General features: G+C 35.7%; 11 protein-coding genes. 4 read left to right on the forward strand and 7 right to left on the reverse strand.

Going from position 1 to position 15853, the window contains the following annotated elements; all coding sequences use genetic code 11:
• Positions 1-13 precede the first annotated feature (13 nt).
• The 4 genes from C1A06_RS14400 to C1A06_RS14415 are packed head-to-tail and all read left to right on the forward strand — an operon-like array spanning position 14 to position 5108.
• Positions 14-1684 (forward strand): RagB/SusD family nutrient uptake outer membrane protein, encoded by a 1671-nt coding sequence (locus tag C1A06_RS14400; protein WP_101690845.1) that lies wholly within the window; start codon positions 14-16, stop codon positions 1682-1684.
• 18 nt (positions 1685-1702) lie between these two features.
• Positions 1703-2629, forward strand: a complete 927-nt coding sequence (locus C1A06_RS14405) for a substrate import-associated zinc metallohydrolase lipoprotein (RefSeq protein ID WP_101690846.1) — start codon at positions 1703-1705, stop codon at positions 2627-2629.
• A 6-nt stretch (positions 2630-2635) separates the two neighbouring features.
• Entirely contained in the window at positions 2636-3970 is a 1335-nt protein-coding gene (locus C1A06_RS14410) for a DUF4302 domain-containing protein (protein ID WP_101690847.1), read from the forward strand.
• A 4-nt stretch (positions 3971-3974) separates the two neighbouring features.
• Complete coding sequence (locus C1A06_RS14415; protein ID WP_101690848.1) at positions 3975-5108, forward strand: BACON domain-containing protein; 1134 nt, start codon at positions 3975-3977, stop codon at positions 5106-5108.
• 259 nt (positions 5109-5367) lie between these two features.
• Here the strand turns inward: C1A06_RS14415 and C1A06_RS14420 are convergent, their stop codons facing one another.
• From C1A06_RS14420 to C1A06_RS14450, 7 genes are all read right to left on the reverse strand, one after another.
• On the reverse strand, positions 5368-9129 hold the full coding sequence (locus C1A06_RS14420; protein ID WP_101690849.1) for a DUF3857 domain-containing protein: 3762 nt from the start codon (positions 9127-9129) through the stop codon (positions 5368-5370).
• Positions 9130-9509: 380 nt separating this feature from the next.
• Positions 9510-10616: an AMP-binding protein gene (locus tag C1A06_RS14425; protein WP_101690850.1), complete on the reverse strand. Its 1107-nt coding sequence runs from the start codon at positions 10614-10616 to the stop codon at positions 9510-9512.
• Positions 10617-10618: 2 nt separating this feature from the next.
• A complete protein-coding gene (gene menC / locus C1A06_RS14430; protein WP_101690851.1) occupies positions 10619-11680 on the reverse strand; it encodes an o-succinylbenzoate synthase in 1062 nt (353 codons plus the stop codon).
• A 3-nt stretch (positions 11681-11683) separates the two neighbouring features.
• The gene (menB, locus tag C1A06_RS14435) at positions 11684-12505 is read right to left on the reverse strand and encodes a 1,4-dihydroxy-2-naphthoyl-CoA synthase (protein ID WP_185116851.1); all 822 of its coding nucleotides are present in this window, start codon (positions 12503-12505) and stop codon (positions 11684-11686) included.
• Positions 12506-12511: 6 nt separating this feature from the next.
• The gene (gene menD, locus C1A06_RS14440; protein WP_101690853.1) at positions 12512-14191 is read right to left on the reverse strand and encodes a 2-succinyl-5-enolpyruvyl-6-hydroxy-3-cyclohexene-1-carboxylic-acid synthase; all 1680 of its coding nucleotides are present in this window, start codon (positions 14189-14191) and stop codon (positions 12512-12514) included.
• Positions 14192-14215: 24 nt separating this feature from the next.
• A complete protein-coding gene (locus C1A06_RS14445) occupies positions 14216-15346 on the reverse strand; it encodes an isochorismate synthase (RefSeq protein ID WP_101690854.1) in 1131 nt (376 codons plus the stop codon).
• Positions 15343-15744 carry a PaaI family thioesterase gene (locus C1A06_RS14450; protein WP_101690855.1) on the reverse strand — a complete coding sequence of 134 codons (402 nt, stop codon included), beginning with the start codon at positions 15742-15744 and terminating at the stop codon, positions 15343-15345. The genes C1A06_RS14445 and C1A06_RS14450 overlap by 4 nt, the downstream gene beginning before the upstream one ends.
• Positions 15745-15853 lie beyond the last annotated feature (109 nt).

Below are 15853 nucleotides of genomic sequence, written 5' to 3' on the forward strand. Positions count from 1 at the left end.
ATACTAAAAGATTATGAATAACAAATATATAAACATGCGTTTTTTATACATCCTCATCCTTGGATGTGTATTTTCCTTCTATTCGTGTGAAGATGCATTAGATTCTACGTTCGATGGCTACTTAGCCGAAAACCCAGACAATCGTCTAGATCTAGACACTGAAGAAAAAATCAGAAAAGTGTTAGTCTCTGCTTATCCTCAATCTAGCTATTTTTACCTAACAGAAATGGCGTCAGATAATACTGAAGAGAATGCTTCTACCGCATATTCGCCTCTGAACCTTGGTCAAGAACAAGCTTATAGATGGCAAGATGTGGTTGGAGACGATATTGATACAACTTACGATATTTGGAGAAAGTATTATTATGCCATCCAGACAGCTTGTGCTGCAATAGAGGCTATCAACAAGATTTACGAGGAAGGTAAAGTTACCGAGGATGCATTAAAAGGTATCGAAGCAGAGGCAAGACTATGCCGCGCATACGGACACTTCATCCTTGTCAATTTGTTCTCGAAAAGCTACGATCCGAAGACTAGCAACACCGACATGGGTATTCCATATGTGTTAGAAGCTGAAAAGAACTTGTTAGTGTCTTACGATCGAGGAACAGTAGAGAATGTTTACAAAATGATCGAAGAAGATGTACGTGAAGCACTACCACATGTAGGTAAGATCAAAATTTCTACGTCAAGCAGCGATAAAGGTGGTATTAAGAAATATCACTGGAACAAAGAAGCAGCTTATGCATTTGCGGCACGTTTCTTCCTTTATTACAAGAAATATGACGAAGCAATTAAATATGCTACAACAGCTTTAGGAAACAATCCGGCATCAATGCTGCGCAATTGGGCTAAAGATGGAGAAAGTGTAAGTAAATTAGATATTGCGTTCAACAGATATATCGAACCTACACAAACAGCGAACTTCCTATTGACTGCCGCTGAATCAATCTGGGGACGCGTTTCTGGTCCATACAGCGTTGGTAAAAAATTTGCTATGCAAAAGATTACAGTTAATGAAGTAACTCCAGAAGATGCTCTTCCAATTGGTGGATGGCTAAGATACAGATGCCTTGTGTATTCGCAAGGAGCTATTGCTCTTATGCCAAAAATAGATGAATATTTTGAATACCTGGATAAAGTAGCTGGTATTGGATGGACACACATCGTTCAAGCATTATTCACTGCCGACGAAACATTGCTAACAAGAGCTGAAGCCCATGCTTTATCTGGCGACTTGGTATCAGCAACTAAGGATCTGGATACTTTTATCCGAGCTTTCACTTACTATAATGCTTCGGCAAGACATACTGAAAGTCCTGAAAAGCTGATTGAATTTATGAGATTAAAAGATCCTAACGATCCAAGTAAGAAAACTAAGCATGACTATGATCCAAGATCGGTAGAAACTGGGAAGTTCAAGAAAGAAATTCACCTGGAAGGTCTTACAGAAGATCAGAAAGATGTGATACAAGGAATCTTACTTGCAAAACGTGCGTTATTAGTGCACGAGGGAACTCGTTGGTTTGATATCAACAGATACAAAATTGAAATCTACAGACGTAAAATCTATGATGGGACACCAGTTCCGACTGATAAGTTAGAAGTAGACGATCTTAGACGTGTATTCCAGATACCTCAACAAATGGTTGTAGCTGGAGTGAAAGCAAATCCAAGAAAATAACACCAATAATTAATTATTATGAAAAAATATATAATATATTGCTTTGCCACACTGTTAGCAGCATTCTTCGTAAGCTGTGACAACGACGATGTAGATAATAAAAACAGTGTTTTTGACATTGAAAATCTTCCTCAGAAAAATGAATTTGATAATTGGCTAGAGGACAATTTCCGAGTTCCGTACAATATACAAGTGGTATATCAATTCGACTATATGGATACCGACTTCAGCTACAACCTTACTCCTGCCAAATTTGATATTTCGACACAATTCACTCAAATTATCAAATACTGTTGGTTCGAATGTTATGACGAAGTAGCTGGTATGCATTTCACTCGCAAAACTGCGCCTAAACAAATCTATCTGATAGGTAGTGAAGGCTTGGATCCTGCGACTAATTCTAAAGTTTTAGCAACGGCAGCCGGAGGTTTACGCGTTGTAGTATACGAATTGAATTTGGTTAAAACAATCAACTATGAATCAGTTATTGGGTATATGCATCTTATGCATCACGAGTTTTCTCATATATTAGATCAGAAAAAAGAAAAAGACCTTTCTTTTGGAGCAATCAGTGAAAAAAATTACATCGGAGACAATTGGACAGAAGCAGACAAAGTACTTGGAGACATCTACAAGCTTGGCTTTGTCTCTGAATATGCAACGTCTGAGCCTGATGAAGATTTTGCTGAAGTATATTCAATCTATTTAACTACTACCGACGAAGGTTGGGAAGAAATCCTTAAAAATGCGACTGAATATGACGACAACGGAAACGTTGTGGATTCGTACGGTAGAGAAACCATTGAAAAGAAATTGAAAATGGTATCAGATTACATGAAAGAAGCATGGGACATTGATTTTAAAAAGCTCAAAGAAAGTGCTCAAAGAAGATCAAAAAAAGCCGAAGAATTAGACTTCATTACATTTAAAGAATTTACAAATTAATCAATCATGAAGAAAATTATATTCAATATAACACTTATAGTAAGCTTGCTACTTCTACAATCTTGCTTAAAAGAAGAAGAAAACATATTCGGTAAGTCTTCTGCTGAAAGATTAATAGAAATGCAGCTTGAGTATGAGAAGCTTTTAAGCTCTCCCGAGAATGGTTGGGTAATGGATTACTATGCTGGTTTCGAAGATGGCAGATTAGGTGGCTATCAAATTATGTGTAAGTTCAATGAAGGCAAAGCTACTATGGCCGGAGCCTTTACGATGGGTAAATACGAAAAAGTAGGCGAGGTTATTGAATCTTCTTACACTATCAGTCGTATGCAAGGCCCTTGTTTGAGTTTCAATACATACAATACTGTTCTACATCCTTTCGCCGATCCAGGTAGTATTTCTGATCCATATGGATATGGTGGCGACTTTGAGTTTGTAATAATGAAAGCTACGAAGGAAGAAATCATTATGCAAGGTATCAAACAAAAACAAGTCATTGTCATGCGCCCAATGGAAGTAAATAAAGATTGGAATGAATATTGTGCTGAGGTTGTAGAGCTAAAAGAAACTCTTGCTAATTACACACGCTTCTCTGTAGAAAAGGCAGGTCAACATGCAGGATTTATGACATTGTGGGCAGGAGATAATGAGATACATGATACAGACAGACCTGATATACAAATCAGTAAATATGCTGTTACTAATATTGGTATCAACTTATACGATTCTTTAAGTGTCAACAATAATACTATTAAGCGATTAGTATGGGACAAAATCAACAGTAAATTCGTTGATATGGACAAGAGTACAAACGTAGAATTAGTCCCTACATTTATCCAATACAAACAACTGATTGGCAAATATATGGTAACAACCGATAACTTTGAAGATCCAGTAGAAGTTGAATTCAAGGAAAAAGGAGATGGCAAGACAATTCGAGTATCCAGTGATTTCCTTCGCAAATTCGATGAAGATCTTGATTATGAATTCGACATCGAAGTATATGAAAATAATGCGCTTGGAATAAAAACTCAGATTCTAGATAAAGATCCCGAAACTGGATATGTTACAAAGCTAGCAGTTGCAACCAGAACAAATATTCTATGGACAGCATCAGCCGGATACAATGCTACTCGTCCATACAGCGGCAGTTGGTATAGATATTCTCAAGAAAAGCCTGAACTGCGATTCTTACAAACATCTTTTACAGGTCTGTTCTTCCCTACATATATTGTAGGTATACGTGTTGTTGTATTCAAAAACGAAACGTCTTTGAGTAGCAGTGATGTAATATCAAATAAAACAGTTGTTATAAGTAACCCAATTTTTGTAAAACAATAGAATTATGAAATCCTATAAAAATAGTATATACTTATTATTTATCCCTCTACTAGTGTTTTTCATAACTGCTTGTAGCGATGATAAAGAAGGACAAAACTTTCGCATTGTAAAAACTACAATTGATGGTAATCCTGAGGGATTAATCGGAGAAATTGAGCTTTCGTCAGCCGACTTCGAATACAAGAGTAATGGCGATTGGTGCGAAATAGTTAAAGATGGCAATATTTTGAAACTTGCGGCCGATGCAAATTATGACTTTCATAATAGAACGATCGAGGTCATTATAACTTCTGGGAATACAGAATATCGAGTACCAGTGACTCAGACAGGAATTCTCTTCGAATTTTTGGGAGATAAGATAATTCAATACAACTTTAGCCTTGCGGGTGGAGAGAGAACTACTGAACTTCTAACCAACATTAACTACGAAGTCGTAATTGCTGAAGAAGACAAAAGTTGGATATCTGTAGAAAATTTAGAGAATAATACACATCGTATTCTAGTGAAAGAAGCTACAGACAGACGTGAAAGTAAAGTAGTTTTCAAATACTTGGAAAAAACGATTGAAATAAAAATCAATCAGTTCGACTACCTAGGATATCAGGAGATACTAGGACCTGCCAAGATGACTTATACCAATTCGGCGGGAGAACGTGTAGAAACTGATATCGAAATTGTTGAACGAGAAGTGAATAAGACATTTACTCTGAAGGGTACTTTCGAGAGCAAAATTCCTCGAGAAATTCCACTTGAGTTCGTAGATGATGAAAACCACAGAGGGGAAATCCGATTTATTCCGGCAATTATCGACCCTAATTTCGAAGATCCTGAAGTCAATACTAAGATTAAAAGCTTAACTTGCTTAATATATGCGAATCAGGTTGCAGGAGCAATACATGGTAAAGCATATGGCGGTATCAGTAAAACTGATAAGTATTTCTACCCATCAACTTATACTCCTGTAGGAAATGGGAATCTCTTCACCTTCAAACACTCGTCTGAAGGCTTTCCTGATAAGTCCATTTGGAAACGTGATACTCAAGGTATTATTCTCAGAGGAACTAATAAAGAAGGTGAATCGATGGGATATGGAGATCCTTACGATACGATATTACATATTGAAATTTTCAAAGAATAACTCAATGGTGTAGATATATACATCTACACACTCAATTTTTCATACACTTTAGAGGACTGCAGGTAGTGATTATCTGTAGTCCTTGCTTTATTATACTTCTAACTATTCTTTACACTCTCCCACTCTATCTTGAAGTGTACTTATCTTGGCAATCAATTTCCGAACGTATTGATATATCTGAAAGTTTATTAATCAACACAAAAAAGAGAGGCCGTTTCCTTTATCAGAAACGGTCTCTCTTAATATATCATATAAATATTTATTTAATCACATATTGTTTTTCGTCATTTGTTGAAACATCTCTCAAGAATTTTGAGAATTCAGGATATTGCTCAACACTAACAATACCTGCTTTAGGGGTAAACTCTCTGGTGACTTTCAATATTCCTGCTTGCGATGTATCGAACCTCAAGCTATATTTTGCAATAGCACATTCCAAATTTATATCCGAAGGAACCTCTATCAAGCTCTTTCCTTCCGGTATTATGACTGTTATAATTTCTTTGCTCGCATCACCACTCTTGTAAGCCCAATTCATAAATGGATACTTGCGATCTTGGATAGATATTTCTTCCAGAGTACCTAAATTATCAGTCCATACCAATTTAAAGACTTTCATGCCTGCAATATCTTGTATCATATTCTCGACTACAAGTTTATATGTATATTCAACCTGCTCCTTAAGGTTATCCAGATTCGTAAATTCTAAATCGGATACAGTTGTTCTTGCCCTATAATCAGATGCAACACTTTCATTCATCGATTTTGTTCGTTCTTCCTGCCCAATATCAGCAAAACTATATCGCAGATAAGCTCCTCTGTTTCCGTAGTTGGCACTTGCAAAATCTACATTGTAATTATTATTATCAAATTCGACTTTAGCATTACGTATCACATTATTTGGAGTCTGAGCTGACATATCAATTAGTTCCAAAGCATCTGTCTTTCCATCTTTAGGGTTCTTAATTGACAACATTGTAGCATCCAGTACTGTTTCGAATGCTGTACCAAAAGGGAGCTGGCTACTAGTCAATTCTAACAAATATCTTTTCCCATCTACATGAAGTTCGGCAATGGCATGATTAAAGGAAATAGCAGGCAGAATGGTGGCATTCTTTCCATAATCGCGAGTCAATACCAATACCAGATTCGCATCAATACCTACTTCGCGACACATAGCCGTGAATAATGTAGAAACGTCTTTACAATCTCCCATACGTGTAGAGAGTGTACGAGAAGCCTTTTGCGGAATATAATTATCCTGCATGAATGCCACATTCAGATAAGATATATTTTTGACTATATACTCATAAAATATTTTAGCTTTCTCTAAATCACTTATCGATTCTTTTCCTTTCATCAACTCGGCAACCGTAGTTCGAAGAAGATAATCTGACTTAAATTTATTTGAAGTCAAATCTTCATACCATTCTCTTACATATTTCCAATCAGGAACATTACTCACGAACAAAGTTGGAGCTATATCCTCTATTGACGGCATCAACGGTTCCACTTTAACAGATGATTGATTATTTAACTCCCACTTGTATAAAGTTTTGTCAGACAACTTGGAAATTAATGGTTTTAGATCTCCATTTACGAATTTATAATCAAATTTATAGTCATGTGGCGTAGCCATCATATAACGTACTTGCATAGTAGGAAGTGCGTACTGGAAAATTGAATTACCTGTAAATACTTTCGATAATTTACCCGAATAATATGTTTTCATACGGTAGTCCAGATGCAATACATCTCCAATCTCGAGTCCGGTAAATACAATATGCCCTCTATTATTTTCCGCTCTAACTTTTTGTCCATTAGCTTTTATTATTTCAGCCTTATCAATAGTAATATTCTGTCCCGAAAAAGCACTAATGACATATTCTTTCCAACTGTCAATACCTGACTGATTCAGTATTTTAACTGCTATTTCGATATGCGATTCGTGCGCTCCACCTTCATGCAATAATATATCTTCGGTAAGAAGTACAATTATTGAATTATCATCTGGAAAATCAGCAGCTGATCCTGCTTTTGCAATTAAGCTATCCAAATTGTTCTTTGGAAAATAAAATTCCATTTCATTACTTGCTTTGAGCAGTCTTAATTGATCCAAGGCATTGAAATGTCCAGGATAATAATATATAGCTTTTTTATAGTTTGATATCGCTTTTTCATTATCTCCTTTGGCCTTATATATATTTGCTATTAAATTATATGTAGAAGCTTCGTATGGAGTTAATCTCAGAAGATTATCTGAAACCTCCAATGCTTTATCGTAGCGTTGCATATTCAATAGCGTCTGAGCATAATTCAGATAGTAACCTGAGGCAAATGGTAATCTTTTCAATCTGTCTTCAAGCAGACTTAATGCCTTTTCTGTATCTCCCTCCTTCATATAGATCGACGATAAAGTCTGAACTGCATTATCGTTATAATAAGTATTATAATAATCCTCTATAATTTTCTTGGCAGCCTTGCTATCTTTTAACGAATTATCAGTAATATAATACAAGCTGCTTGCCATCGAATAATTCTCCGGATGTTTTTTATAACGTTCTTCGGCCAAACTTACTCGCTTCTGTGTATCGTTTTCACGTCCGGCTATCCATTGTTCAATACCTATTGCATATTCACTACGACCATACTGTTTTATCAGTTTTTCGAGTAATTCTTTTACTTCATTGGTTTTGTTAGACTGCTGTGCTACTGAAATCTGCAATACCTGAGCATAATACGAATCAGGATCATTTAACATGATTGCTTCAATCTCACGTGTAGCATATGTCTGATTTTTAGCTCTTGTATAGCTTTCCGATAGCTTCTGATGAAGCAGTGATGATGTTGGATATTTTTTCTGCAATGACAACAATAACTCTGTTGCTTCGTCAGATTTATCGGCGATAAGATATTGCTCGGCTAATAAGATAGAGTATAACATATTGTCCGCATCTTTAGCAATCATCTCTTTCAACATCTTTTCTGGATAGAAATCAATCATCTCCGGAATCTTCACTGAATTATCTTTTTTATACTCGGCAAATTCATGACTACTTGTTATTCCTGTGACCGGATTACCTACTTCGTCAACAAATCTCACATAAAAATTGCTTGATGTAATTTCACTAGCGCCCAATTGTAATAAAAGCCGATTAGCACCCTTGTTCAATTTTACTTTGGTAGCATACAAATCCATGCCACAGTTACGTTCTTCATCTACACTCAACATCAGTGCATCATTCAACCATGCTTTAAGAGAACCTGATACACCTATACTAAGAATAACTTCTCTATCTTCCGTAATATTTACAAAGCTTTGTGCATACAAAATAGAATTTGAAGGTTGCATGTAATAATCGAAGTGAAACCATCCATCCATTTTATTTCTACCTGGATTGAACCAACTTACCTCTGCTCCTACGGTATTGAGAAACTTATCGTTATTTTTTGTTTTCTTCAATGCACCCCAATCTTTGTCAAATCCGCCCCCTGATGTGTTATCGAATTGGCCAAGAATCTGCCAATCATACAATACCCCCGTAGATTTAAAATATTCATTAGCCTTATCCAATTCATTTATCCCTGCGTAATGGTATCCTAATGTTGTGGATACAATCGACTTCAGATACCCATTCAGAGAGGGAGTTTTTTCGAGTTGTTGCACGAAATCTAGTTTATTTTGCTTTAAAGCGTTTCGCGTTGAAAATGCAAATTGCATATGACTAGTTGTATACAAAAAGACATTCGATTTTTCGGATCCTTCGTAGAATTTAGCCCAATTCTCAAACGCCTCATCTACACGATCTTCAGCATTATCTAATAGCGCTAAGCTTAAATATGCTTCCGACTTAAATTTATTATCTTTCGATGCTTTTTGAAAATAGCCTCGGGCTTCCTCTCTTTTATTATTTAAGAAACTATCCCATCCTTTCTGATACAAACTTTGTGCGCTGATATTTGTTGTAAAAGCAATGAGTAAAACTAGAAAAGGTAATTTAGTCCATCCGTTTTTCTTCATAATATTATATTTAGTTGTGTTATCTTTGAATCTTCTGTATTTTCTTCTATTCCAAACTTAATGAAATTGTTTCATATATTCATTAGATATTGTTTATCAGATCTAACAAAAGTTTTAATACCTTAATAGTTAATATAAACCAGATGCGATTTTGCTATTTATCTATACATATATTCTTTAACAGAAACTTTTTCTCTCCCCAGAAAGGGACGAAGTAGCTTATGAAGTTAAACAGAAAGATTTATATTAATTGTAATGATAGAATTTAAATACTCTAAAAATACACAGAGAATAAACTTTGCTTGAAATATTATTGCAAACTGGTTAAAATCACAGCGCTAGTGCATGCGATTGCGCTTTAGTCTAATTGTAAAGTATCATTACTTAAGGTCGAGGCCTGATTTAGTATTCTTATGCAAAGTATTTGCTATCAATTTAGCTTCCTTTCTATTCAATTTGTTTGTCTCCGTATATGGTATTTCAGGTATTGAATATATTGCTTTAGGAATCCAATATTCAGGGAGTTTTCCGTTACAAATATCTTGTATCTTGTCCAGATAATTTTCTCCTTTTATCAGCAGAACAACGATTTCTCCAAATTTTGAATCGGGAACAGAAGTTATCATAAAATCGGTATCTATCCAGTCTCTCAAAATTGTTTCAATCTCTTCAATCTGAATTTTCACACCTCCGCTATTGATTATATTATCACTCCTCCCTAAAATACGAAATTGACCTTTGTCATTGATTTCTGCAATATCGTTCGTTTCTAGGATTATTTTAGAGACTGCCGGAGCATCAATTACTAATGTCTGACTTTCAGAAAGACTAATGGTGACATTCTCGAAGGGAGTGTACCATTCTGAAGCTGATTCTCCGTTAATCTGCCGTAACGCTATATGCGAAAGGGTTTCGGTCATACCATACGTAGACCATATCGTATTAGGAAAGTTTGATAACTCTTTAGAGAGATTTTCATCTATGCTGCCACCGCCTATAATGAGGTGACGTATAGCCATAAGTTTTGCTTTTTGTTTTGGCTCCTGTAATGAATTGAAAACTTGCAACGGAGTCATTGCTGCGAAATCGGTAGCATCAATACAAACCATTGGATTTCCTGAAGCCTTTACTTCTACAAGATTTAATCCAGCAAGCAATGAACGGACAACTACCATTTTAGCTCCAATATATTTCAAATTCATACATAAAAGAGCTGAGTCTCCTCTTTGCAGATCAAGAAATTGGCATGTAAGTAGCGCGCTTTGTAGCATTCGCTGTTTTTCGATTTTCAGCTTCTTGGGAGTTCCCGTGGAACCAGAAGAATGTGCAATCATATATTTGGAAGAATTGTACCATTCTCTCAGAAAAGTTAGCAGTTCTGCTGAAAATGGAACATCCTTTTCACTAACATCAACTATATCATTTCTGCTATATGTTATATTATTGATAGTGATTGTTTGTGACTCTATATCAGTATTGTAATTCATTTTTATTGATAAAGCCAACTAATAATATCATTTATATTTACTAATGACGAATCGAACCATAATTGGTCTCTTTGAATGGTCAATGGTAAATCAACATTATCTGTAAATAACAAGCCGGTGCCTAATCCCTGATGTAAAGGCGAGTTAAGTGTCGCACACCATTGAGCAATCGCATTAAGACCTATATTTGACTCTAAAGCTGAAGTTATCCAATACCCGACATTTAGTTCCTTTGCTATTGTGATCCACTCTTTGCTTCCCTTTATTCCACCATGTAGAGTTGGTTTTAATATAATATAAGCAGGACGTATTTTTTCTAATAACTCTTTCTTCTGCTCTATCTTTTTTATTCCAATAAGCTCTTCATCCAATGCAATATGAATCGGAGATTCCCTACACAGCTCTGCCATTGTTTCCCATTGTCCTTGCCGAACAGGCTGTTCTATTGAGTGAATGTTATATTTGGATAATTCTTTCAATTTAGACAAAGCATCCTGAGGTAAGAATGCACCGTTTGCATCTACTCTAAGTTCGATTTTATCAGCAGGATAGTCTTTACGAATTGAAGAAAGTAACGCAATCTCTTTATCGAAATCAATAGCTCCTATTTTCAATTTTACACATCGGAAACCTTTTGCTAATTTTTCTTCAATCTGCTCTTGCATATAGTCATAGCTGCCCATCCAAATCAGACCATTGATAGGTATACCTTGTTCACCCCTCGAAAAACGAGTATTCCAAAGCTGGAAACTGTTACTCTCGATTTGTTGTAATGCGGTTTCTAGGCCAAAAATAATTGAAGGGTAATTCTCATACTTATCATATCGTATTTGTCCATTCTGTTCTACGTCAGCACAAGCTGATCTGAGTACTTCTTCATAATCAGGCAGTGCATCACAGCTAAGATCGGGAAGTGGTGCACACTCCCCGATACCTATATTTTTTGTTTTTTCATCTGTAAGGAGAATATACCATATATCGCGCGTGGTATATGCCCCTCGGGATGTACCTGCAGGACGTTTAAAATGTAATGTCTTCGGTATAATTTGAGCTTTGAGTCTCATCAATTATGGTAGTTTAGGATATTTCTTCCAATCTGGTTTTCTTTTTTCTAAGAAAGCTTTTCCTCCTTCTTGTGCTTCTTCTGTCATATAGTAAAGCATTGTAGCATCACCTGCCAATTCCTGAATTCCTGCTTGTCCGTCTAATTCTGCATTCAGCCCAGCCTTAATCATGCGTAAAGCTAACGGACTATGTTGCATCATAGTTTCAGCCCATTCAACGACTTCGTCCTCAAGTTGATCAAAAGGAACAACCTTATTTACTAGTCCCATTTCTAAAGCTTCTGCAGCTGAATATTGACGACATAAGAACCAAATTTCCCGCGCTTTCTTTTGTCCTACAATTCTAGCTAAATATGATGATCCGAACCCTGCATCAAAGCTACCTACACGAGGTCCTGTTTGACCAAAAATTGCATTTTCTGAGGCTATACTTAAATCACAGACTACATGTAAAACATGACCTCCACCAATAGCATATCCATTAACCATTGCAATAACTGGCTTAGGGATAGAGCGAATTTGTTTTTGAACATCTAAGACGTTTAGACGTGGGACTCCATCTTTTCCTACATATCCGCCGATGCCTTTTACATTCATATCGCCACCACTACAAAAAGCCATATTCCCAGCTCCGGTTAAAACTATAACGCTAATATCTTGATCTTCGCGACAAATACGAAGCGCATCGCTAATTTCAGAAACTGTAGTCGGAGTGAATGCATTGCGATAACGTTCTCGGTTAATTGTGATTTTTGCAATACCATTGTAAAAATCGAAAAGTATATCGTTGTATTCTTTCAGTGATACCCATTCTCTTTTACTCATAATACTTTATATTTTTAAATGTTTATAATATGCTTTATAATCGTTCTCACTAATTTCAGCATCGGTAAAGACCTCCAGAATCAGAGGTTTATCTATATTGATATCGTTGAAAACCATTAATGAATCTTCGAGCTCTATTTTATTCTTAACTGAAAGATATTCAAATCCTTTATCTTTTACCCATGCTTCGACTGATGTATTGTGCTTTGCTGCGATAAATTTATCGCGGATTTCGCTTTTTTCTAAGGATGGAAGTACATTGAATATTTGTCCGTTGCCATTATTAAATACTAAGATACGCAGATGTTTGGATATATGTCCGTTCCATAGCGCATTCATGTCGTAAAAAAAGCTCAGATCTCCAATGTATAAGAAAGTTAGCTCTTTCTTTGCGGCAGCAAATCCTACGGCTGTAGACATAGAGCCTTCTATGCCACTTGTACCTCTATTGCAAAAGACTTCTTTTATCTCAGGTAAATCAAATAGTTGAGCATTACGTACAATACTGCTATTTCCTAATTGTAGATTACAAGGAGGTAGTTGGCTTAATGCTTGTTTCATCACATATAAATCTGAAAAATCAGAGAAGCGATAACGTCCTGAACATTCTTCAACTTGAGCTGAATAGGACTTCCATGCTGATCTATATGACATTTTTCCTGAACATATTTTGCTTTTTAATATAGCATTCAAGAAGTCTAGAGGCTGAGCTTCTATAATTGTTGTAAGACACTGTAAGGTGTCTATAACTTCTCCATTTGGAGAAACAAGCCACAAATTTTCTGGTTGATTATTCCTGATAAAGGTTTTAAGACGTTTTGAAACAATATGCCCACCAAAGTAAATAACTAAATCCGGCTTCAATTCTTCTTGATTAGGATATGCGTAAAGTATTGAATCGAAATTGCAAATGATATTATCATATGGTGATAGATTGGCGATTTGTTCTCCTAGTATAACGCAATCATTATTATAGGAATAGGATAGAGCTCGGATAGTCTCGTTTATTTCTTTTGAATATGGTTGCTGTCCAACTATAACAAGTGGTCTTTGAGCATTTTGCCATTCTACTACGAGAGACTCTGGTAATTGGTAAGATGTACTTTCCAATTTAGTCCTTGTGATTTTACGAGTAGTGGGCAATTCGCCTATAGAAAAGTCAAATAAAGGTTCCGATAGAGGAATGTTGATATGCACTGGTCCATCACTGTTATGAGTGAGACTAAGCAAAGCTTCATTAATGAGCCTATTACAATACCATAATTGACTATTATCTTTTATTTCAGGAAGATGTACGCTCTTTTTAAAAATTGTACTAGCCATATTGGATTGAGGTATAGTTTGACTATCCATCTGACCAATCCATTCAGTTGGTCTATCTGCCGAGATGACCAATAATGGTAGCTGCTGATAATAAGCCTCAGATACTGCAGGTAATAGATTGAGTAAGGCGGAACCAGAGGTACAACACACTGCTACTGGCACTTTCAACGATTGGCTTAATCCTAAAGCAAAAAAGCCAGCGCTACGCTCATCTGTAATCGAATAACATTTAAATTCTTGATTTGAAGCAAAACTTTGGCTTAATGGAGCATTTCGAGAACCTGGACATAAAACTATATGTCTGATTCCATAAACTGATATAAGTGAAATTAGTTCTAATATATTTCGTTTGTTTGCATACATATCTTAATATATTCTATATTGTAGTTATAGTACATTTAAAAGTGTTTGCATCTTGATCTGGGTTTCATTCCACTCTTGTTCGGGTTTCGAGTGAGGCATTATTCCTCCTCCGGCATATAACGTAATCCGCTTTTTATCTATCTTAGCACAGCGCAGATTTACATACAGATCCGTCTTATGTTCAGGGTCAAGTATACCAATTATTCCTGAATAATATTCTCTGTTGTATCCCTCATTTCTCATAATGAAGTCAAAAGCTTTTTCTTTTGGATAACCACATACGGCTGGTGTTGGATGTAATTTTTTAAGAAGTTCCCCTACTTCCAAATTATTTATAAGTGAGAAATTAAATTCAGTTTTTAAGTGAACTACATTCCCTGCTTGTGCAGTATAAGGGCCATTTTCTTCTGTCTCTTTAGCGTACGGTGCTATAGTATTTCGGATATATTGTGCAACAATATTTTGTTCTTCTATATTTTTAGCATCCCAATCGGTAGAATTATTTGTCACACTTTGTAATGATTTTGTGCCAGCTATTGCGACAGTAGACCACAATTTGTCTTGTCCCGAAAGAATAATTTCAGGAGTATTACCCATCCACATACCTGTCTGAGGAGTATAAAACACATAATTCATCATTCTGGGATAGGTCTTCGTAGCCTTCATAAATGACTGAAGTGGAGAAAAATTAGATGGAAGAGGAATTGAATGTGATCTGGATAATACTAATTTTCGTAACTCTCCTTTAATAAGAGGTTGAATAAATTTATTACAGTTAGCTATATATAAATCATATTCATCCGAAGCATTAGATATGTCCGTAATATCATTACTGTGAGCAATATGATTCTTCTCGGCAATGACTGCTTCAGGAAATAGATTACTTAAATTATTTACGATACTGCTAATCCCCTCAATTTCTATTTCTGGTTCTATTATAAAGATCGGATTGTGATCTGTTCGATTAAAAGGACAGATTATAAATCCTTTCTTATCTTTCAAGTCTGTAAAGCATTTGACACTGGATGGCGAATTTGTTATTTGAGCTACAAAGTTGATGCTTTGTGTATTTGATAATTTATAAATTGCAAAACTTTTATTTGCTTCGATTAATAGTTGAAGTTGTTGCTCAAATTTTTTCTCTAGTATATTCATTTTTTCTGAAAAACAAAATTCACAATACGCACACTGCTAACGAGCTTATTGTTTTCTGATATAATATCTATATTCCAAACATGAGAAGATTTACCTCTATGTAACAAAGTCCCTATACCTGTTACAGCTTGTCCAACCGGTACACTTGATATGTGGTTTGCACTAACTTGCGAACCTACAGCATAAGTATTCTCTGAACATAATTGCAACGACCCATGTCCGGCAATACACTCTGCCAGAGCTATAGACGCTCCACCATTCAATAACCCAAACGGTTGGCATGTTCGAAAGTCTACAGGCATGGTAGCCTTAACTATTTCAGAATCTTCGGTTGGTATAAACTCAATTCCTAAATGACTAATCAATGTATTGTTGTATAAATCTTTCTCAACTTGCATATATAAAATATTGTTGATTTCAAGTCTTTCGCCTTGAAGTTTATTATCCCAATAGCTCCAAATAATCTACAAAGTTAATAAAGATTATGAGTAGCAATCATATTATTTT

It is taken from the genome of Dysgonomonas massiliensis (assembly GCF_900240225.1).
Taxonomy (GTDB): Bacteria; Bacteroidota; Bacteroidia; order Bacteroidales; family Dysgonomonadaceae; genus Dysgonomonas; species Dysgonomonas massiliensis.